The organism is Kluyvera cryocrescens NBRC 102467, from assembly GCF_001571285.1.
In the GTDB taxonomy this organism is placed as follows: Bacteria; Pseudomonadota; Gammaproteobacteria; order Enterobacterales; family Enterobacteriaceae; genus Kluyvera; species Kluyvera cryocrescens.
The window spans coordinates 1-20,330 of the sequence record NZ_BCTM01000050.1; the positions used below are offsets into that span (position 1 = coordinate 1).

At 49.6% G+C, this 20,330-nt stretch carries 16 protein-coding genes and 3 pseudogenes; 9 read left to right on the forward strand and 10 right to left on the reverse strand.

Going from position 1 to position 20,330, the window contains the following annotated elements:
- Nucleotides 1-756 precede the first annotated feature (756 nt).
- Both KCR01S_RS22165 and mgrB read right to left on the reverse strand, forming a co-directional pair.
- On the reverse strand, nt 757-1,050 hold the full coding sequence (locus tag KCR01S_RS22165) for a YebO family protein (protein ID WP_061285091.1): 294 nt from the start codon (nt 1,048-1,050) through the stop codon (nt 757-759).
- Nucleotides 1,051-1,123: 73 nt separating this feature from the next.
- Entirely contained in the window at nt 1,124-1,267 is a 144-nt protein-coding gene (gene mgrB / locus KCR01S_RS24615; RefSeq protein ID WP_072129189.1) for a PhoP/PhoQ regulatory lipoprotein MgrB, read from the reverse strand.
- Nucleotides 1,268-1,435: 168 nt separating this feature from the next.
- Between mgrB and KCR01S_RS22170 the strand changes: the two genes are divergently transcribed.
- Entirely contained in the window at nt 1,436-1,675 is a 240-nt protein-coding gene (locus KCR01S_RS22170; RefSeq protein ID WP_052285632.1) for a YobH family protein, read from the forward strand.
- 49 nt (nt 1,676-1,724) lie between these two features.
- Here KCR01S_RS22170 and kdgR read toward each other — a convergent pair whose 3' ends face one another.
- Nucleotides 1,725-2,516 (reverse strand): DNA-binding transcriptional regulator KdgR, encoded by a 792-nt coding sequence (gene kdgR / locus KCR01S_RS22175; protein WP_061285092.1) that lies wholly within the window; start codon nt 2,514-2,516, stop codon nt 1,725-1,727.
- A 177-nt stretch (nt 2,517-2,693) separates the two neighbouring features.
- Here kdgR and KCR01S_RS22180 point away from each other — a divergent pair, with 177 nt between their 5' ends.
- Nucleotides 2,694-4,067, forward strand: a complete 1,374-nt coding sequence (locus KCR01S_RS22180) for an MFS transporter (RefSeq protein ID WP_061285093.1) — start codon at nt 2,694-2,696, stop codon at nt 4,065-4,067.
- A gap of 61 nt (nt 4,068-4,128) precedes the next feature.
- Here KCR01S_RS22180 and htpX read toward each other — a convergent pair whose 3' ends face one another.
- From htpX to KCR01S_RS22200, 4 genes are all read right to left on the reverse strand, one after another.
- A complete protein-coding gene (gene htpX / locus KCR01S_RS22185; protein WP_061285094.1) occupies nt 4,129-5,013 on the reverse strand; it encodes a protease HtpX in 885 nt (294 codons plus the stop codon).
- A 195-nt stretch (nt 5,014-5,208) separates the two neighbouring features.
- Nucleotides 5,209-7,257, reverse strand: coding sequence for a carboxy terminal-processing peptidase (prc, locus tag KCR01S_RS22190; protein ID WP_061285095.1), 2,049 nt, complete (start codon nt 7,255-7,257; stop codon nt 5,209-5,211).
- A 19-nt stretch (nt 7,258-7,276) separates the two neighbouring features.
- Nucleotides 7,277-7,969, reverse strand: a complete 693-nt coding sequence (proQ, locus tag KCR01S_RS22195) for an RNA chaperone ProQ (RefSeq protein ID WP_061285096.1) — start codon at nt 7,967-7,969, stop codon at nt 7,277-7,279.
- A gap of 97 nt (nt 7,970-8,066) precedes the next feature.
- On the reverse strand, nt 8,067-8,564 hold the full coding sequence (locus KCR01S_RS22200; protein ID WP_061285097.1) for a GAF domain-containing protein: 498 nt from the start codon (nt 8,562-8,564) through the stop codon (nt 8,067-8,069).
- 143 nt (nt 8,565-8,707) lie between these two features.
- Here KCR01S_RS22200 and yebS point away from each other — a divergent pair, with 143 nt between their 5' ends.
- The 4 genes from yebS (at nt 8,708) to KCR01S_RS22220 (ending at nt 14,464) form a co-directional block, all read left to right on the forward strand.
- Nucleotides 8,708-9,991, forward strand: coding sequence for a membrane integrity lipid transport subunit YebS (gene yebS / locus KCR01S_RS22205; RefSeq protein WP_061285098.1), 1,284 nt, complete (start codon nt 8,708-8,710; stop codon nt 9,989-9,991).
- Complete coding sequence (locus KCR01S_RS22210; RefSeq protein WP_061285099.1) at nt 9,960-12,593, forward strand: PqiB family protein; 2,634 nt, start codon at nt 9,960-9,962, stop codon at nt 12,591-12,593. Before yebS ends, KCR01S_RS22210 begins: the two co-directional genes overlap by 32 nt.
- A 78-nt stretch (nt 12,594-12,671) precedes the next feature.
- Nucleotides 12,672-14,111 carry a 16S rRNA (cytosine(1407)-C(5))-methyltransferase RsmF gene (gene rsmF / locus KCR01S_RS22215; RefSeq protein ID WP_112204466.1) on the forward strand — a complete coding sequence of 480 codons (1,440 nt, stop codon included), beginning with the start codon at nt 12,672-12,674 and terminating at the stop codon, nt 14,109-14,111.
- A 113-nt stretch (nt 14,112-14,224) separates the two neighbouring features.
- Nucleotides 14,225-14,464, forward strand: a complete 240-nt coding sequence (locus tag KCR01S_RS22220; protein ID WP_061285101.1) for a YebV family protein — start codon at nt 14,225-14,227, stop codon at nt 14,462-14,464.
- A 31-nt stretch (nt 14,465-14,495) separates the two neighbouring features.
- Here KCR01S_RS22220 and lpxP read toward each other — a convergent pair whose 3' ends face one another.
- On the reverse strand, nt 14,496-15,431 hold the full coding sequence (lpxP, locus tag KCR01S_RS22225; RefSeq protein ID WP_061285102.1) for a kdo(2)-lipid IV(A) palmitoleoyltransferase: 936 nt from the start codon (nt 15,429-15,431) through the stop codon (nt 14,496-14,498).
- Between the two features lie 804 nt (nt 15,432-16,235).
- Here lpxP and KCR01S_RS22230 point away from each other — a divergent pair.
- Nucleotides 16,236-16,616 carry a hypothetical protein gene (locus tag KCR01S_RS22230; protein WP_061285103.1) on the forward strand — a complete coding sequence of 127 codons (381 nt, stop codon included), beginning with the start codon at nt 16,236-16,238 and terminating at the stop codon, nt 16,614-16,616.
- 75 nt (nt 16,617-16,691) lie between these two features.
- Here KCR01S_RS22230 and KCR01S_RS24620 read toward each other — a convergent pair.
- Nucleotides 16,692-17,123, reverse strand: a pseudogene (locus KCR01S_RS24620) (integrase core domain-containing protein); the annotation flags it as partial.
- Between the two features lie 206 nt (nt 17,124-17,329).
- Between KCR01S_RS24620 and KCR01S_RS22240 the strand changes: the two are divergent.
- Both KCR01S_RS22240 and KCR01S_RS25510 read left to right on the forward strand, forming a co-directional pair.
- Nucleotides 17,330-17,746 (forward strand): DUF2000 domain-containing protein, encoded by a 417-nt coding sequence (locus tag KCR01S_RS22240; RefSeq protein WP_061285105.1) that lies wholly within the window; start codon nt 17,330-17,332, stop codon nt 17,744-17,746.
- A 600-nt stretch (nt 17,747-18,346) separates the two neighbouring features.
- Nucleotides 18,347-18,442, forward strand: a pseudogene (locus tag KCR01S_RS25510) (SOS response-associated peptidase); the annotation flags it as partial.
- 114 nt (nt 18,443-18,556) lie between these two features.
- Here the strand turns inward: KCR01S_RS25510 and KCR01S_RS22245 are convergent.
- Nucleotides 18,557-20,116, reverse strand: a pseudogene (locus tag KCR01S_RS22245) (EAL domain-containing protein).
- Between the last annotated feature and the right edge of the window lie 214 nt (nt 20,117-20,330).

Consider the following 20,330-nt stretch of genomic DNA (forward strand, 5'->3'; position numbering starts at 1 on the left):
AAACAGAACTGTACCTCGTTTAACCCAAAACGTGTTATCACATACAACGTAATTAATGGCAAGCCATTTTTAAACGTGTCTCGATCGGCCGCACAAATCCTAACAAATCATTTGCCCGCATGCTCATTTACATACTCGGGCACACGGCATGCGCGCGACATCTGCTGGCAACAAATGTGGCCTAGCCTACGGTAACGTAAGACTTTTTTGCCATAGTCCTACATTGGACCAACGTTAAGATTCATCACAAATGCATCAAATTTCTTTATATCGATAGATATATTTTCGCTATAACTTTTTCAGATGCCATTTTGCTGAAAGTTATAAGTACTTCACATTTGTGTGGAGTTCCTACACTGCCCATCCGGTTAATAACAGCACTACATTGCACTAAAATAATGAAAATTTTGTGACACTGCCTCATTAGAACGCAATAAAAACGTTTCGATAATTTAATACCGGCTATGCGGCTATTAATTAAGCAGCGACACTATGCTAATTCGAGCAATAATATATCCGTCGTAAATTTAAACACTCAAATGATACATCACTAGCAATAACAAATCGTTATAGGATGTCTGCATCACACCGTTTTAGCTTTTGCGTGAAAAAGCATCAATTATCGCGCAACGGAGTCAATATTTCGCGCAAATGCAGGCGCCTGACGCTAGTGGGGGGGAAACGATGCACCAGAAAAGCGCACCGGGTTTCGTCCGGCAGCCCAAATAGGCTGCCCGGAATCGTCATACAACAAAATTACCGCTCAGCAACCAGGCGGATAAAGTCATCTTCACTACTGTCTTCTACTGCTTCGGCTTTTGCTACATCTTCTTCTTTCTTCTCCGGCTCGCTGGCCTCGCACAGTCGACGCAGCAGCGCATTCTGGCGCTTTTGCTGATCGAGCAGCGATTCAAGGAGTTCGATTTGCTCATTAGCACGGGAGCTGGCGCGGTTCACGAAAAACCACAGAACCAGACCGACTATAAGCAGAAGGAAGGAGAATGCCAGAGAGACGAGATTTAATGCCCCAGAACTTACAAGATCACTCATTTTACCACCTCAAAAGGAACGATCTATTCTACCACTCACACTACGGAAGGAAATCGCTGCCAGTAAAAATGTTTTACCAGGGTATAAACCTGTTGATGCTGCAAATGCCGCTGAAAAACTGAACGTCCTGATCGCACATTACGTTGATCATTTGCGTCCACAGCAGCACACAGGCAGCAATCACGAGTATTAGCAATACCCACCGAAACTTTTTCAATCCACTCTCCGCATGAATTCTTATTCAGATGCAACCAAGTTAGCATGCTAACCTTAAACCGCGGCTAACTGTAATAGCATCTGGCACTTTTAGGAATCATAGACTTGTGTCAATCGGTTATCGAAGTAACGTGGTATACATGAAACAAATAATAGAAGAGGAACTTTTATGCGCCTGTTTATCAGAACCGTCATCTTTTTGGTTATTGTCGCCATTGGCGTGCTCCTGAGCGGTTATGGCGTGCTGGCAGGCAGTCAGCAGACGGCGGGAGGCCTGGGATTGCAATGTAAGTATCTGACAGCGCAAGGTTTCAGTACTGCATTTTATCTGCGCGGTGATAACGGTATCGTGGGGCGTTCAAGCTGTCCGCTGCTGCGTAAAAGCGCCAGCGTTGTCGATGAAGGCTAAATGAAGATAAAAAAAAGCCCGGTCATTGCCGGGCTTTTTTGTGTCAGACTCAGAACGGGTAATCGTTATAACCCATCTGTTCTGAAATTTTACGCGCCGCCGTATGCAGCATCTCCACATACTCATGCAGACGCTCTTCAGAGAAGCGCAGCGTCGGGAATGAAATACTCAACCCGGCGATAACCACACCAAAGCGGTCGAATACCGGTACGCCGATACAGCGCAGCCCTTCTTCCTGCTCTTCGTTATCTTCCCCGTACCCTTGCTTACGCACCTGTTCCAGCACGGTGATCAGCTCATCAGTATTAGCAATGGTGCGTTCAGTGCTGCACTTATATTCTACGCCTTCAAGGATCTGACGCACTTCGTCAGTATCACGCCAAGCGAGCAGTACTTTACCAATTGCCGTACTGTACAACGGGTTACGACGACCTACGCGAGAATACATGCGCAGGTTGTACATGGAATCGATTTTATGGATGTAGACGATACTGTCTTCATCCAGCGCACCCAGGTGAACCGTTTCTTTAGTCAGACGAGAGAGTTCACGCATCTGAATATCCGCACTGCGGATTAAATCGACGTTCTGTAATGCGCGAGCACCCAACTCAAACAGTTTTAGCGTGAGCGAATACTTTTCGGATTCCCCTTCCTGGGCAACGTACCCCAATGATTTCATGGTCTGCAAAAAGCGATAAACGGTGCTTTTCGACATCATGACGCGCTGCGAAAGTTCAGTAATACCAATCTCGCGTTCTTCGCCAAGTGCCTGCAGGATACCAAAAACCTTTAGTACCGAAGAGACAGAATCTGGCTGTTTGTCCAAATCCGCTGCTGACATTTATCACCTCATCGCAACTGTTTTATAAATATTAGAACCGGTTTTTATTATAATTTCGCAATCCCTTTGTAGCAATGAAACTTCTGTGACCTGGTTACAAATCTGGGACATTCAAATGATTAATCAATGCTAGAATCATTTCCTGGTTAATAATTTCCCCAAAAACAAGTTCTTCACATGACTAAACCTCTCATCGATGGCTTGCCGTTACCCCAGCGCTATGGGGCTATTCTGACCATTGTTATTGGCATCACCATGGCGGTACTCGACGGCGCAATAGCAAACGTTGCACTACCAACCATTGCCAGCGACCTTAACGCGTCGCCTGCGGCCTCTATTTGGATCGTCAACGCCTATCAGATTGCGATTGTTATCTCCCTGCTCTCTCTCTCGTTCCTTGGCGATATGATTGGCTATCACCGCATCTATAAAGCCGGGTTGATTGTTTTTACCCTTACCTCACTGCTTTGTGCGTTGTCTCATTCCCTGGAAATGCTGACGCTGGCGCGTATCGCACAGGGGTTTGGTGGCGCCGCGCTGATGAGCGTTAACACGGCGCTTATTCGCCTGATCTATCCACAGCGTCAGCTTGGACGCGGAATGGGGATCAACTCATTCGTGGTCGCCGTCTCCTCAGCGGCGGGCCCAACCATTGCTGCGGCCATTCTATCGCTGGCCTCCTGGCAATGGCTGTTCCTTATCAACGTTCCGCTGGGGATTATCGCATGGCTTTTGGCCGTGCGTTTCCTGCCCGCGAACGGTACTCGTAGCCAGACCCAGCGTTTTGATCTCCCCAGCGCCGTGATGAATGCTCTGACTTTTGGGCTGTTGATTACCGCCCTCAGCGGCTTTGCGCAGGGGCAGTCACTGATGCTGGTGTGCGCCGAATTGGCCGCCCTGTTGATCGTGGGCTTCTTCTTTGTCCGCCGCCAGCTTAGCCTGCCGGTGCCGCTATTACCGGTTGATCTGCTGCGCATTCCCTTGTTTTCATTGTCGATTTGCACCTCAATTTGCTCTTTCTGCGCGCAGATGCTGGCGATGGTGTCGCTTCCTTTCTTTCTACAAAGCATTGTTGGCCGCACTGAAGTTGAAACCGGTCTATTGCTAACACCATGGCCACTGGCAACGATGGTGATGGCTCCGCTGGCGGGCTACCTGATTGAACGCGTGCATGCCGGTCTGCTCGGCGCATTGGGAATGGGGATTATGGCCTGTGGGTTATTTGGCATGGCCATGTTGCCATCATCGCCAGACGATATTAATATTATCTGGCGCATGCTGCTTTGCGGTGCCGGTTTCGGTCTGTTTCAATCACCGAACAATCACACCATTATTTCTTCGGCGCCGCGCAATCGCAGCGGCGGTGCCAGCGGGATGCTGGGAACCGCACGACTGCTGGGGCAAAGCACCGGTGCCGCGCTCGTCGCCCTGATGTTTAATGCTTTTGGCAACGGCGGTACGCACATTTCACTGCTGCTTGCGGGCGCGCTGGCCGTCGTCGCCATGTTGTTCAGCGGACTGCGGATCACCCAACCGCGGGCACAAAGTTAAGTTCTGCTGTCTGCCACCCCAGCGGTGATAAAAGAAAAGCGCCTCATGTGAGGCGCTTTTGTTATTTCATATATTCGCCGCTGCGCAGCGCTTCAATACGTTTGTCTAACGGCGGGTGCGTCATGAACATTTCGCTCAGCGACTTCGACTTACCGTTGATGCAGAATGCCATCATGCTGCTGGCTTCCTGCGGCTCATAGCTGGTTTTCAGTCGCTGCAGAGCGGCAATCATCTTCTCACGCCCTACCAGCTTCGCCGAACCGGCATCCGCATGGAACTCACGGTAGCGTGAGAACCACATGGTAATAATGCTGGCCAAAATACCAAACACCAGTTCAAGCACCATCGACACCGCAAAATAAATGAGCGGATTGCCATTCCCACCCTCTTCACCTTCGTCACGGTTGCCACCGAGGAAACCAGCGGCAATCTGCGCGATCACGCGAGAGATGAAGATAACGAAGGTGTTCACGATACCCTGAATCAGTGTCATGGTCACCATATCGCCGTTGGCAATGTGGCTAATCTCGTGGGCGATAACCGCCTCAGCTTCGTCACGACTCATGTTCTGCAACAGACCGGTGCTGACGGCAACCAGCGATGCATCGCGGCGCGCACCAGTAGCAAAGGCATTAATGTCCGGCGCGTGGTACAGCGCCACCTGCGGCATGGCAATGCCGACCTGCTCAGACTGACGAGCGACGGTTTGCAGCAACCAGCGTTCCTGTTCATTCCGCGGCTGTTCAATGACTTCACCACCGACTGATTTCAGGGCCATCCATTTCGACATCATCAATGAAACAATGGAACCGCCGAAACCAAAAAGCAGCGCCATAATCAACAGACCCGTCATGCTGCTCGACTGAATTCCTGTCAGGCTTAGCACCAGCCCAAACACAACCATTACGGCAAGGTTGGTCAGCAGGAAAAGCGCGATTCGCATCATAATTTACTTTTAACCTCTTCTTAACAAAACGCACTATGCGATTACCCATATCGTAGGGGCAATACGACGATTTTCAACGATTACCTGCGGCTAAGTCACCAGAAAGACACAACTTTACATTTTGTAGCATAGTTGTTGACGTGAAGATGAGGGAGATAAAAAAAACAGGCACAATCTCTTGTGCCTGTTGGGGGGTTATTTGCTCGCCGCGGGTTGTTCGGCGGGGCTGGCCTTCTCAATCTTTGCCAGGTCAACGGCAATGTTTACCGTCTCATCAAGGTAAGGATCCGGCTCTTTATAGTCTTTAGGTAGATCGTCGAGTTTCTTCAACGGCGGTTTGTCTTCACGCTTGTAGCGATCGTTAATCCGCGCCAGACGCGTAGCATCATCCTCATTGTTCTCTTTCTCACGCTGAGCGTAGTTCAGAGACGCAATATTGCGTTTATCCTTCAGTGAATTGAAGTGCGCAATATCTTTGGCGATGTACTGGAACTCTGGATCTTTAGCAATTCTTTCGTCATGCAACTTCAGTAGCTGAGGTTCGAATGGCTTCATATCGCCCGACGTCACGTAGGTAGCAGCGTTGACGCTGTCCCACGGCAGTGCGTTGTCTTCGAACTTCTCACCGGTTTCCGTCTCTTCTTTGCCGGTTGGCATCAGAATATCCGGCGTCACGCCCTTACGCTGCGTGCTGCCACCGTTGATACGGTAGAATTTCTGAATGGTGTACTGGACGGAGCCCAGCGCCGGCCATTCAGGGCGCAGCATTTGATCGTAGATACGGTTCAGCGAGCGGTACTGTTGCACCGTCCCTTTGCCGAAGGTCGGTTCGCCGACGATCAGCGCGCGGCCGTAATCCTGCATTGCTGCCGCAAAGATCTCAGAGGCTGAAGCGCTGAAGCGGTCAACCAACACCACCAGCGGACCTTTGTAATAAACCACGCCGTCAGTATCGCTGTCTTCGCGAACTTTGCCGTTGTTATCACGCACCTGTACGACCGGACCGGATGGAATGAACAGACCAGAAAGCGATACCGCTTCCGTCAGCGCACCGCCACCGTTGCTACGCAAATCGATGATCACGCTGCTGACGTTCTGTTTTTCCAGCTTCTGCAGCTGAACCTTCACGTCTTCGGTCAGACCCACATAGAAGCCCGGAATATCGAGCACACCGACTTTATCCTTGCCGACGTTTTTCACCGACATTTTCACCGCGCGGTCTTCCAGACGAATACGCTCGCGGGTCAGGGTCACGATACGGGTTTTCGAACCTTTACCCGCAGGAAGAACTTCCAGACGCACTTTGCTGCCCTTCGGCCCTTTGATCAGCGCCACAACGTCATCAAGACGCCAGCCAATCACATCCACCATGGCTTTGCCAGTCTGGCCAACGCCGACAATGCGATCGCCTACGCTAATCGCTTTGCTTTTAGCCGCCGGCCCCCCAGCTACCATCGAGTTGATGACGGTATAGTCATCATCCATCTGCAGCACCGCGCCAATACCTTCCAGAGACAGGCTCATTTCAGTATTAAATTGCTCGGTGTTACGCGGAGACAGGTAGTTGGTATGCGGGTCGATTTCACGAGCGAAAGAGGTCATCGCCAGCGAGAACACGTCTTCGCTGTTGGTTTGCGCCAGACGACGAATCGCGAATTTGTAGCGACGCGCCAGCGTGTCATGAATTTCTTTGTCGTCTTTACCGGCCAGCTTTAGACTTAGCTGATCGTACTTAACCTTGCCGTCCCACAGCGCATTCAGCTCGGCCTGATCTTTTGGCCACGGCGCTTTCGAGCGGTCGAGGTTAAAGGTGTCGTTACCGGTGAAGTCCATCGGGCGTTCAAGCACTTTCAGCGCATATTCATAGCGCTCAAAGCGGCGTTTTTGCGCGAGGTTATAAAGATCGTAAAAGACGTCAAGTTTGCCCGAACGAAGCTCGTCGCCAATCTGCCCTTTTTTCGCGGAAAATTGCTCAACGTCGCTGGCCAGCAGCACATTGTGGCTATAGTCCAGCAGGTTCAGATAGCGATTGAAGATTTTGGCTGAAAAAGCCTGATCGAGATCGAACTGACGATAATGGGAACGGGTAAAGCGCGATGTAACGCGCTCGCTTACCGTGGCGTGCTGCGTCTCTTCCTTAAGTACCGGAAGTTGGTCAACGCGGGTAATATCTTCAACCGCTACGGCCTGGCCTGTTATTAATAACAGACCAGCAAGCGCGGAGAGCCTAAAGAATTTGTTCATGCCTGGCCCGGCCTCCGTTTCAGAACACCAGGTGTTCTGCGCGTACAATCATTGACAGACCCGAAGTAAGCTGCACGCGAACGCCGTCTTTGGTGATCTCCAGAATCGTGGCTTCCATTGCGCTATTGCCTGCTTTCACTTTCAGGGATTGCCCAACGGTCAGCGCAGTCAAATCGGAGACTGGAGTCAGCTTCTCTTCGCGTACTTCGCGAACAACTTTAGCAGCAGGTTTCGCAGCGGCTGCGCGCGGCTTACGCTCTGCCCCTTCTTTGCGACGCACTGATGGACGTGGCTTACGCTCACGACGTGGCGCATCACCTTGCTCACCCGCAGCAGCGGCTGCTTCGCGTTTTTTCGCCTGCTGTTCAGCGCGCTGAGCCTGAACGCGAGCTTTGGCTTCTTCAAGCTGCTGACGGGCATGCGCCACGTGCTGCTCATCCAGTTCCCCACATGGGTTGCCGTCGAGATCGACGCGAACTGCACCGGCTTTAATACCGTAGAGGTAACGCCAGCTTGAAGTATAAAGACGTAATGCGGAACGCAGTTGAGTTTTGCTGAGGTTCATTTCCCCTTCAACACGCTCGACGAGATCCTGAAAAATACCGACCTTCAGGGGACGAGCTTCACCTTCCGCGCTAAAACACTGCGGGAAACGTTCGGCCAAAAATGCGATAACTTCTTTACTGCTATTCAACTTAGGTTGATTTTCCATGAAATTTCCTGATTACAACGGACGTAGCCAACAAGCCGCAGGCATGAACAGGCGACATTATAATGACGTCATCCGTAAATGCTACGTTATCCGTTGATTATCCTGCGACGGGTGCAAAGAATTTTTGATAATCGGTGGCTTCAAGCACTTTTTGAAGGTGGCCGACCAGTTCAGTCAGGCCGACTTCGTCCTCTTCGCTAAAACGAGAGAACGCCGTGCTATCAATATCCAGCACGCCGATGACCTGATTATTAACCTCAAGCGGCAGCACAATTTCAGCGTTGCTGGACGCATCGCAGGCAATATGACCATCGAAAGCATGGACATCTTCAACGCGCTGCACGCGATTTTCCGCCACGGCAGTCCCGCATACGCCGCGGCCGACCGGAATACGTACGCAGGCAATTTTGCCCTGGAACGGCCCTAATACCAGCGTGTCACCTTCCAGCAGATAAAATCCCGCCCAGTTCACATCAGAAAGACGCTCGTACAACAACGCACTCGTATTGGAGATTACGGCTAAGAAACTTGTTTCGCCTGCCATTAACGCCTGAAAATCACGGTTAAGATCCGCGTAAAATTCTGTTTTGGTCATTATTCAATCACTATTGTTTACGATGTTACTGATTCGTTACCCAGCCTACGGCCTTATAAAATACGCATTAAGTGCGCTCGGGCTCAAGATGAATCCATACTTAGGTTAAGATAGAGTTATACATTCATTTATCAATGTAATAAATGGCACTGACAACTTCACGTATAACGCCGACGAAAAAAATACGCATTCACGCCGTTAGCGAACCGTTACCGTGGGCACATTACCAACGTTGCCCGCAGTGCGATACGCTTTTTCGGTTACCGGTCGTAAAATCAACGCAACGCGCCTATTGTCCGCGCTGTAACGCCAAAGTGCGTGAAGGGCGCGATTGGTCGCTGACCCGCCTTGGCGCAATGGCGATTACCATGCTGCTGTTGATGCCCTTTGCCTGGAGTGAACCGCTGCTGCGACTACACCTTTTGGGTGTGCGTATCGATGCCAGCCTGTTGGCAGGCATCTGGCAAATGACCGACCAGGGCGATCCGGTGACTGCCGCGATGGTTTTTTTCTGCACCGTTGCCGCCCCCGCGGTGCTGGTGCTGGCCATCGCCTATCTGTGGCTGGGTAATATTCTAGGCATGAATCTGCGGCCCGTCCTGCTGATGCTCGATAAACTTAAAGAGTGGGTAATGCTGGATATCTACCTTGTCGGTATCGCCGTGGCGTCAATCAAGGTTCAGGATTATGCATTTTTGCAGCCGGGTATTGGCCTGCTGGCCTTTATTTCATTAGTCGTGTTGAGCATTCTGACGCTTATCCATCTTAACGTTGAGCAGCTGTGGGAGCGCTTTTACCCTCAGCGCCACGCCACGCGCCCGGATGCCAATCTGCGGGTCTGCCTCGAGTGCCACTATACTGGCTTTGCTGACGCCCGCGGCCGCTGTCGTCGCTGCCATACGCCGCTTCGCTATCGCCGTCGCCAAAGCCTGCAAAAGAGCTGGGCGGCGCTGGTCGCCTCCATCGTCTTTATTTTTCCAGCCAACCTGCTGCCGATCTCAATTATTTACGTCAACGGCGGCCGTCAGGAGGACACGATTCTTTCCGGGATCATGTCCCTGGCCAATAGCAATATCGCAGTTGCCGCCGTGGTGTTCATCGCCAGTATTTTAGTGCCATTCACCAAAATTATCGTCATGCTGACGTTGCTGACCAGCGTGCACTTTAAATGCCAACAGGGGCTACGAACGCGTATCCTGTTGCTGCGGTTTGTCACGTGGATTGGCCGCTGGTCAATGCTCGATCTGTTTGTGATTTCATTAACCATGTCGCTCATCAATCGCGATCAGCTTCTCGCTTTCACGATGGGTCCCGCTGCGTTTTATTTTGGCGCTGCGGTAATATTAACTATTCTTGCTGTTGAATGGCTGGACAGCCGCTTACTTTGGGACGCACATGAGTCAGGAAACGCCCGCTTCACAGACTGAAGCGCGAATTAAAACAAAACGTCGCATATCTCCGTTTTGGCTACTGCCGGTCATCGCACTGCTTATTGCCGGTTGGCTTATCTGGAACAGCTACGAAGATCGGGGAACCACCATAACCATCGACTTCATGTCGGCGGACGGTATTGTCCCCGGGCGGACACCCGTGCGTTTCCAGGGGGTAGAAGTTGGTACCGTGCAGGATATCCGCCTGGCGCAGGACCGCAGCAAAATCGAGGTTCGCGCCAGTATCAAAAGCGATATGGAAGATGCGCTGCGCGCCGATACGCAGTTCTGGCTGGTGACGCCGAAAGCGTCTCTGGCCGGCGTTTCTGGCCTTGATGCGCTGGTGGGCGGCAACTATATCGGCATGATGCCAGGTAAAGGCGAGCCGCGCGATCGTTTCACCGCGCTCGATACCCAGCCGAAATACCGACTGAATAACGGCGAACTGATGATCCATCTGCACGCCCCCGACTTAGGCTCGCTCAGCAGCGGATCGCTGGTTTATTTCCGTAAAATCCCGGTTGGCCGCGTTTATGATTATGCGATCAATCCGAATAACCAGGGCGTGACGATTGACGTGCTGGTTGAGCGGCGCTTCACCAACCTGGTGAAAAAAGGCAGCCGCTTCTGGAACGTTTCCGGCGTCAAGGCTGATGTGGGTTTAAGTGGGGCTCAGGTACAGCTTGAAAGCCTGTCAGCACTGGTGAATGGCGCGATTGCCTTTGACTCCCCTCAGGATTCAAAAGCCGCCGAGCAAAACGATGAGTATGGATTGTATGAAGATCTGGCGCACAGCCAGCGCGGGGTGATAATTCAGCTCCAACTGCCAAGCGGTGATGGGTTAAAGGCAGGCTCCACGCCGATGCTCTATCAAGGGCTGGAAGTGGGACAGCTCACCAAACTGACGCTGAATCCAGATGGTTCAGTGACCGGTGAAATGACGGTCGATCCCAGCGTCGTGTCGCTACTGCGTGATAAAACGCGCATCGAGCTTCAGCAGCCTAAACTGACGCTGGACAACCCTAATCTTAGCGCGCTACTGACCGGCAGCACTTTTGAGCTGGTGCCCGGCGAAGGTGAACCTAAAGATCACTTTGCCGTCCTGGCCGCCGATAAGACGCTGCTGCAGCAGCCTGGTGTGATGACCCTGACGCTGACGGCGCCAGAGAGCTATGGCATTGATGGCGGGCAGCCGATTATGCTGCACGGCGTCAAAATTGGTCAGGTTCTCCAGCGTACCCTGAGTGCGAAAGGCATTGAATTTGCTATCGCCATTGACCCGCAGTATCGCGATCTTGTTCACGGCGACAGCAAATTTGTGGTGAACAGCAAAATGGACGTTAAGGTTGGTATCGACGGCGTGGAATTCCTCGGCGCCAGCGCGAACGAGTGGCTGAGCGGCGGGATCCGTATTCTGCCGGGTGAAAAAGGCCCAATGAAAGCCACCTATCCGCTGTACGCGAACCTTGAGAAAGCTCAGGAAAACAACCTGAGTGATTACCCCACCACGACATTGATGCTGACCGCAGAAACGCTGCCGGACATCCAGACCGGCTCCGTGGTGCTGTATCGTAAATTCGAAGTGGGTGAGATCACCTCCGTCCAGCCGCGGGCAAACGCCTTTGATATCGCCGTGCATATCAAACCGGAATATCGTTCGCTGCTGACGCCTAACAGCGTGTTCTGGGCCGAAGGCGGCGCCAAGGTACAGCTTAACGGCAGTGGTCTAACGGTTCAGGCCTCCCCACTCTCACGAGCCCTGAAAGGCGCGGTCAGCTTCGATAATCTTAACCAGGCCAGCAACGGCAGTCGTAAAGGCGATAAACGGATGCTGTTCCCATCGGAAACGGCTGCGCGCGCTATCGGCGGGCAAATCACCCTCCACGCCTTCGATGCTGATAAGCTCTCTGCCGGTATGCCGATTCGCTATCTGGGCATCGATATCGGTCAGGTCCAGAGCCTGGAGCTGAACGCTTCGCGCAACGAAGTTCAGGCGAGCGCCGTGCTCTACCCTGAATATGTCAGCACTTTCGCGCGCCGCGGTACTCGCTTCTCGGTTATTACGCCGCAAATCTCCGCCGCGGGCGTAGAGCACCTCGATACCCTGCTTCAGCCCTACGTTAACGTCGAACCGGGGCATGGCGAAATGCGTCGTGATTTTGAATTGCAGGAAGCCACTATTTCGGACTCTCGTTACTTAAACGGTCTGAATATTGTGGTCGAAGCGCCGGAAGCCGGCTCGATGAATATCGGTACGCCAGTACTGTTCCGCGGACTGGAAGTGGGCACCGTGACGGCCCTTCATCTGGGCAGTCTTTCCGATCGCGTGATGATCGAAATGCGCATCGGCCAGCGCTATCAACATCTGGTACGCAATAACTCCGTCTTCTGGCTGGCATCTGGCTACAGTCTCGATTTTGGTCTGATTGGCGGCGTGGTGAAAACCGGTACCTTTAATCAGTTCATTCGCGGCGGTATTGCCTTCGCTACGCCGCCGGGAACGCCGCTGGCGCCGAAGGCGCAGGAAGGAAAACACTTCCTGCTGCTGGAGTCTGAACCGAAAGAATGGCGTGAATGGGGCACCGCCCTGCCACGTTAAATCCCTACGCGCCGGTGCCCGCCACCGGCGCGTTTTATGATAGACTGCGCGCTCTTTATCTCCTTGTGGTATTCGCCAGTGGCTCAAAACTCAGTCTATTTCCCCGATGAATTCCTTGCGCAAATGCGTGAGGCCATGCCTGCTCATCTCACCTTTGATGATTTTCTTGAGGCCTGCCAGCGCCCGCTGCGCCGCAGCCTTCGCGTTAACACGCTCAAAATAACGGTGGATGATTTTCTGGCACTGGTTGCCCCATACGGCTGGCAACTCACGCCGGTGCCATGGTGCGCGGAAGGTTTCTGGATTGAACGGGATGACGAAGAAGCACTACCGCTTGGCAGTACTGCAGAACATCTTAGCGGCCTGTTTTATATTCAGGAAGCCAGCTCAATGCTGCCGGTTGCCGCATTATTTGCCGACGGCATGCTGCCAGAACGCGTGATGGACGTGGCGGCCGCCCCTGGATCCAAAACCACCCAAATCGCTGCCCGGATGAACAACCGCGGCATGCTGCTGGCCAATGAGTTTTCTGCCAGCCGCGTGAAGGTGCTGCATGCCAACATCAGCCGCTGCGGGATAGCCAATACCGCACTCACCCATTTCGATGGCCGCGTATTCGGCGCCGCGCTACCGGAGTGCTTCGATGCCATTTTGCTGGACGCGCCCTGCTCCGGCGAAGGGGTCGTACGTAAAGATCCCGACGCGCTCAAGAACTGGTCTTTGACCAGCAATCTGGAGATTGCCGCCACGCAACGGGAACTTATCGACAGCGCTTTCCATGCGCTGCGGCCTGGCGGTACGTTGGTATACTCCACCTGTACGCTTAACCGCGACGAAAATGAATCGGTTGTCGCCTGGCTGCTCGCCCGCTACCCGCAGGCGGTTGAAATCATGCCGCTGGGTGAACTGTTCACAACGGCCAGCGAAGCGCTGACGCCAGAAGGTTTCCTACACGTTTTCCCGCAAATTTACGACTGCGAAGGTTTCTTTGTCGCACGTCTGCGCAAAACGGCGGCGATAGCCCCCCTGCCAGCACCGGGCTATAAAGTCGGTAAATTCCCGTTCTTCCCCATGAAGACCCGCGAGTCGGCAGAGGTAGCCAGCGCAGCGCGCAAAGTGGGCATTGAATGGGATGAATCGCTTGCCCTGTGGCAGCGCGATAAAGAGATCTGGCTGTTCCCAACGGAAATTGAACCGCTGTTGGGCAAAGTTCGTTTCTCGCGGATCGGTATTAAGCTTGCTGAGACGCACAACAAAGGGTTCCGTTGGCAACACGAGGCGGTTATTGCTCTCGCGAATACCGACAAGCTAGGTCAAGAACTGACGCTGGAAGATGCGCAGGAATGGTATCGCGGTCGCGATGTTTATCCGCAGCAGTCGCCTGCGCACGATGATGTAATTGTCACCTTCCAGGGTTTCCCGCTGGGGCTGGCAAAACGCATCAACTCCCGACTGAAGAACAGCTATCCGCGTGAACTGGTTCGCGATGGCAAGCTGTTTGGCAACAGGTCGGAGTAGCGCATAAAAAAAGCGCACTTTTTTACTGGCATAAATCTCCGCGTTGTCTACGCTGAAATAGGTACGGCCAACTGGTCGTACCACAACAGGTCAGCAGATTAACGGAGAGCATTATGAGTAAAACCAGCGTACGCATCGGCGCATTTGAAATTGATGATGCCGTACTGCACGCCGAGCAGCACGGCGAGCGAACGTTAAGTATCCCTTGTAAGTCCGACCCTGATTTATGTATGCAGCTTGACGCCTGGGACGCCGACACCAGCATCCCGGCCCTTCTTGATGGCGAACGTTCTGTTCTCTATCGTAAACACTATGATCAACCATCTGATGCCTGGGTTATGCGGCTTGTTTAACCCAAAAAGAACCCGCCTATCGGCGGGTTATTTATTTGGCGTGCGGGACGACCTTATATAGGGATGTTTCTCCCCGCGGCCGCGTTTTGAAGCGACGGTGCACCCACAGATACTGCTCGGGGGCGCGTAAAATCTCACGCTCGATAATCTTATTCATATAACACGCCGCTGAAATCTCATCACCGCTAGGGTAATCAGTCATCGCTTCGCTAATATGCAGGGTGTACCCTTTCTTATTCGGTTTACGCACCATAGTCACCGTCAGCATTGCCGCACCGGAGAGACGCGACAGCACGTTCGTGCCGTTGGTGGTCGCCGCTTCGCTCACCGAGAAGAACGGCGCAAACACGCTGCCTTTTGGACCGTAATCCTGATCGGGGGCAAACCAGACGGCTTCACCAGCCTTCAACGCCTGGACCAGGCCGCGAAGGTTACGGCGGTCAATCATCGCTTTATTGGAGCGCAGACGCCCGGTGGTCTGTACCCATTCCATTAACGGATCATTATGCGGACGATAGGTCGCCATCATTGGACGACACAGCCCCATCGCACGACCACCCAGTTCCAGTGACATAAAGTGCACACCGACAACCATCACGCCGCGCTTTTCTTGCAGCGCGTTCATCAGGTTTTCGTAGCCTTCCACATCAAACCATTTTTTTACTCTCGCATCGCTCCAGAACCAGGCCATACCGGTTTCGATAAGTCCCATACCGAGCGACATGAAATTTTGCTCAATCAGCTTTTCACGTTCAGCCGCGTCCATGTTGGGGAAACAAAGTTCAATGTTGCGCGTAGCAATCTGCTCACGACGTTTTAAGAAACGACGTGACGCCTTCCCGACGGAGGTACCCAGAACGTGTAAGAGAGGATAAGGCAGCTGTACCACCAGCCACAGTACCGCCAGAGCAAACCACTTCACTGCGTTGCGCGGATGAAGTAGACGGGGGTCGAAGTTTTTGAACATCATTAATTCCAGTAACGTGAAGCACAGGTAACGCGTAAGGAAAAAATGAATCAGTTCATCTGACTTTATGCGGTACGTTTGACTGTTCGACAGTACTACGTTCGACTAATTCCCCTTCCGGACGTTTATTTACAAAACATCGCGAAAACAGAGAAAGGTGTGGCGTGGCAGGCTGTGGCTGAACTCGCCGCAAGCATGCACCTTTTCAAGATAAAAAAATAGGTTTTTTTATTAGCGCTACGAAATAAATTAGTGAATCGTGTACTTTTAGATAATTAGCAGCATAAGTATCAAGCTGCGACTGACTACAGAAACCCCCTCTTTCCTACTGGCCTGAATCTGAGCTGCCGATATCCCATCATCCTGCGTTAATACCCAGTATCGACGGTGTACTCGTCCGCAAAGCAACAGCCAGTCACTCATCAATCCATAAGGCTTCTATATGAAGAGGCCATGAATAGGTGAATACGGTGAGCAGAGAAACACACGGGAACCCGTGGTTTAGGGTTACATGAAAACCGGGCGCGCTGCAGGCAAACGGCAGCAAATAAATTAATTTGATGAATATTTAACAGCCGCCTCCGTTTTTATTCCCCACCAGAACTACGTAAAAACAATGATTAGCATTATTCACTTAATACAATTGCATTAGGCTCATCCAAATATTACATGACTCTTAAATTTCTTTACTCATTGATTACTCATATATCTATAGGATTATCCGAGTATAAAAGATGATTTTCCCGTTCGATAAACATTGATGTTGAAATCACTAAACAAAACTAGGTGAATAGAGCTTTCAAAATGAACAAAAAAGGATTTTTCTGGTTAGGTGTCAAGGTATGGGTCAAGCTCTCAGTCAGTCTCGCTTTTTGTGTCCTTATGATTTTACTCATTCCTACCCTGGGGTTTGATAACACCGAGGATCTCAAGCACACGCTTACCGCTATCTCTATATTTATTATTACTTTCTCTATTATCTATCTCATTTATATGGGCACATGCAGGAAGCTTAGGATCAAGCGGAGGGGGTTTTGGATAGCAGGCCTGCTTAACGTGGTGCTTGGCCTCTTTATTGGGTATCTGACCTACCCAATAATAGGGTTTGCAGTCGCCCTACTGTATGCCGTGGTCGCATTTAAGATAGCCAGTCATAAGATTGATGGCATACTCGAGGCCAGTTAAAACACCCACCAGCTTCACTTTCAGCACTCTACGGTGGCAACGTCATTGACCTGCCACCAGTATTAGATACAACGATCAGTGAGTAATGTCCGTGTGTTTACCTTCTAATTTTCCATTTCTCCAGCTTGCTGCAAATTCAGTCGGCGTCTGGTAATTCAGCGATGAATGAGGTCTGGACTCGTTATAGTCCTGCCGCCAGTCATTATTAACTTTCCTGGCGTCAACGATATCGCTGAACCAGTGCTCATTCAGACATTCATCGCGAAATCGTCCGTTAAAGCTCTCAATAAATCTGTTCTGCGTTGGCTTACCTGGCTGGATAAGTCGCAACTCCACACCATGCTCAAAGGCTCATTGATCGAGGGCGCGGCAGGTAAACTCCGGGCCCTGATCGGTTCTTATTGTCGCCGAATAGCCGCGAAACAGCGCGATGCTGTCCAGAATACGCGTGATCTGAACGCCTGAAATACCAAAAGCAGCAGTGATCGTCAGACACTCCTTCGTGAAATATCGCGGTGTATTAATCAACCGGGAGCAGGTCATAGACCATTGCCCTGTGCAGGTGAGCGCATGAAAAAAGAAGAATCGCCGCCTGATGTGAACGCCCGCCGCGCTGAATACGGGCGGCGCTGATCTTGAGCAAAGCATCCTAATTCACTATTTTTTATGATTACATCTCCGCATAGTTAACTTTAGTGAAATAGGCATACCGTATGTTTGAAGATAACCAGAAAAAACTCTATATCATCGTAAACCGTAACATGGATGCCTCAATACTGATGAATGCCACGGGGCACTTATCTGCCGGCATAATGCAAAAAGCGGAAGATAAACATTTTCAGGACTACCCTAACGATGACTCGGGTCTTAGCGCTTATCTCAGCCATTTCCCGGTCGTCATTCTTCAGGCGAAAAATAGTAGCCAACTCTGCACCGCACTTCAGAAATGCCACGAAGCTAATCTGACTTACAACTTCTTTGCCACAACGATGCTCGGCCAATCCACCGAACAGCAAATTGAAGATACAAAGACCACGCCCCTTGAGTCTCTCGAATTTGTCGCTATCGCTGTCTATGGTGACACCGAAACGCTCAAGCCGATAACGAAGAAGTTCTCGGTCTATAAATAAGCCAGAACCCTACGCCCAACGCTCCGCAAAAGCCTGCCATCATGCGCCATAGCAGGCTGGTACCGACGCGTCTGTATTTTAAGCGGGAAAAGCCCAATGAGGTGCAAGTGCACAGCGATTATCTGCACACATTTTTTTAACAAAACCGCAAAAATACCTGGACTCTCGAGGTACAGAATATGGTATGGTTTAGACAGAATATGGACGTTGCGGCAGGTTTTCGAGGCGTCTCGTGTGATGCGCGAAAATAGCCCATAGAATGAAATAGATAAAAAGAGACCGAATACGATTCCTGTTTACAACTCAAAACGCAACAACCTATAAAATTCAATAAGTTAACATCAAAAACCCACTAAAAAACACCTCCTGATACTTACTATTGCACCCGTTCAAGATCAATCAGTTGCTATTGGTTTCGTGGCGTCGTCGGGAAAAATTCGGGATCGCTTTCAACGAGCGCCCATCCATTTTTAAGAATTCATCAATTCACAAAACCATCATTCCGATTTACCTTACAAATTCCTTTTAAATCATTACCGATGCGCACCACTTTTTCTTCCTGCCCTATACTTTCAGTCTGACATATGGCTGGAGGTTTCTATGTGTGGACGTTTTTCACAGTCAATGACACGAGAGGACTATCTTGCCCTGCTCGCTGAAGAAGGTGAACGCGACATTCCATACAATTTTGAACCAACTACCTGATTGAATGCAGCAAGATATCAAAATCCTTCTGCAGTTAAATTTATATAGCTCGCGGTTACGCGTGTTATATAGAATGTGAAAACAATGAAAATAAAGTAATAAATATTAAGGCAAATTGGCATCCTCGACTAATTTTGTCAATTTATCTATAGATAACGGCTTTGAGTAATACCATCCCTGTACACCGCACTCAGGGAACATTTCAGTTAAATAATTAACCTGAGTTGATGTTTCCACACCTTCGAATACGACCTTATGAGTTATATCTTTAAAAATCTCTACCAATCCTGATAATAAATTATTACTTATAGAGTATTCATCGATAGAGTCTGTAATTGATTTATCAACTTTAATTTCATCTATTTGTAAACTTGACAGCCAGTTTAAATTTGAATAGCCCGTCCCGAAATCATCAATGGCTATTGAAATACCTTTATCATTAAATAAAGAAATTACCTTTTGGAGTGAATTTAGATCCGCACTCTGTCTTTCTGTTAATTACATCATTATCATTCCGGGCTTTATATTTAATTCATCGATCATCTGAAACACTTTTCTTTGAAAAGATTCAGACAAAAGGTCTTGAGAACTAACATTAATGCTTATAAAGACATTAAATTTTTCAGAAAGAGACCTAGCTTCTTTTACTACCATTCGAAATACAAGATTACTTACATCTTGAATTAAATTATGTCTCTCTGCAATAGGGATAAAAATATCAGGAGGAATGCTACCAATATCATGGTCATCCCATCTAATTAGTGCCTCTACACCAATAACCTTACCGGTTTTTATTTTATAAATAGGTTGATATACAAGATATAATGATTCATTTCTTATGGCATTTTTTAATCTTGATACTAATGATTGTTTGCGTGCAACCTTTTGATTATAAACAACGCCTATAAGAACACCTGATACAATAGATGTAAATGCAATCAACAAAATCATTAACCAATTATCGAAACTCACCCACGTGAATTTAACTCCTCCCATGACACAGATGTCATATTTTCCATTACAACTTTGCGTAGTAATAAGTCCTAACTGATAGGATTTATCATGTTTAGCCTCCTCAAGCAGATCGACCAGATCACCAAACCTAAACAAATGAAGAGAATGATCTCTATTGCCGACAATTGCTGAAAATCCTTTCTCTTCATGGTCTGTAGCAAATCCGTTAAAAGCAAATGGTGAAATCGTTATAGCTAATTTTTGGTTGCTTAGTAAATCAGCTTTAACATTATTTTCCAACAACACGCCAAAAAACCACGTCAAGTTATCCTTTTCAACTTTTCTATCGTATATGTTGAGTAATAATGGTGCTGGCAACTTGCCCCACAACGCAGTACAAGTAATTGCCCCATTAGAAATAAATGATATATCCTTTATAAGTGCATAAGGCCATAGAGCGATTCTTACAGCATGAAGCTGTAGTTCACTACAGGGACTATAAGCATCAAACACCTCATAACCATCATTTATTTCATCAATTTGTTGAATGAGACTAACACTTCTATTCAATACTCGTTCTGTATATAAACCGATACGCTCCTTATATATATAATAAGTAGAAATCTCAGTTAACGACAAAAACAGCAAAAATGAAAATGTGATTGATATCACATAGGGCTTAAGTTTAGTCAATTTGTAGTTCTTTATCACACAAACCTCTTAATATATCTTAACCTTTGTGACAACATACATTCCACTATCAATTTACAATGTTGAACATACAATTAAAATAGATTATCGGCAACAATAGTTGTTTCTTTATACTTTCCATTAGAAATGGACATCATACTATAGTACAAAACTATATAAGTGAGATTTATGTCTCCATTTCAATCAAGTACATGTCTCCCTACATGTACAAACT

Bases quoted from the DNA above. Each gene is read 5' to 3' on its own strand.
- yebS (WP_061285098.1), top strand. From the start codon at position 8,708: ATGGCACTGACAACTTCACGTATAACGCCGACGAAAAAAATACGCATT.
- lpxP (WP_061285102.1), bottom strand. From the start codon at position 15,431: ATGTTCAAAAACTTCGACCCCCGTCTACTTCATCCGCGCAACGCAGTG.
- KCR01S_RS22220 (WP_061285101.1), top strand. From the start codon at position 14,225: ATGAGTAAAACCAGCGTACGCATCGGCGCATTTGAAATTGATGATGCC.
- htpX (WP_061285094.1), bottom strand. From the start codon at position 5,013: ATGATGCGAATCGCGCTTTTCCTGCTGACCAACCTTGCCGTAATGGTT.
- KCR01S_RS22230 (WP_061285103.1), top strand. From the start codon at position 16,236: ATGAACAAAAAAGGATTTTTCTGGTTAGGTGTCAAGGTATGGGTCAAG.
- KCR01S_RS22170 (WP_052285632.1), top strand. From the start codon at position 1,436: ATGCGCCTGTTTATCAGAACCGTCATCTTTTTGGTTATTGTCGCCATT.
- proQ (WP_061285096.1), bottom strand. From the start codon at position 7,969: ATGGAAAATCAACCTAAGTTGAATAGCAGTAAAGAAGTTATCGCATTT.
- KCR01S_RS22240 (WP_061285105.1), top strand. From the start codon at position 17,330: ATGTTTGAAGATAACCAGAAAAAACTCTATATCATCGTAAACCGTAAC.
- KCR01S_RS22210 (WP_061285099.1), top strand. From the start codon at position 9,960: ATGAGTCAGGAAACGCCCGCTTCACAGACTGAAGCGCGAATTAAAACA.
- prc (WP_061285095.1), bottom strand. From the start codon at position 7,257: ATGAACAAATTCTTTAGGCTCTCCGCGCTTGCTGGTCTGTTATTAATA.
- kdgR (WP_061285092.1), bottom strand. From the start codon at position 2,516: ATGTCAGCAGCGGATTTGGACAAACAGCCAGATTCTGTCTCTTCGGTA.
- KCR01S_RS22180 (WP_061285093.1), top strand. From the start codon at position 2,694: ATGACTAAACCTCTCATCGATGGCTTGCCGTTACCCCAGCGCTATGGG.
- KCR01S_RS22165 (WP_061285091.1), bottom strand. From the start codon at position 1,050: ATGAGTGATCTTGTAAGTTCTGGGGCATTAAATCTCGTCTCTCTGGCA.
- KCR01S_RS22200 (WP_061285097.1), bottom strand. From the start codon at position 8,564: ATGACCAAAACAGAATTTTACGCGGATCTTAACCGTGATTTTCAGGCG.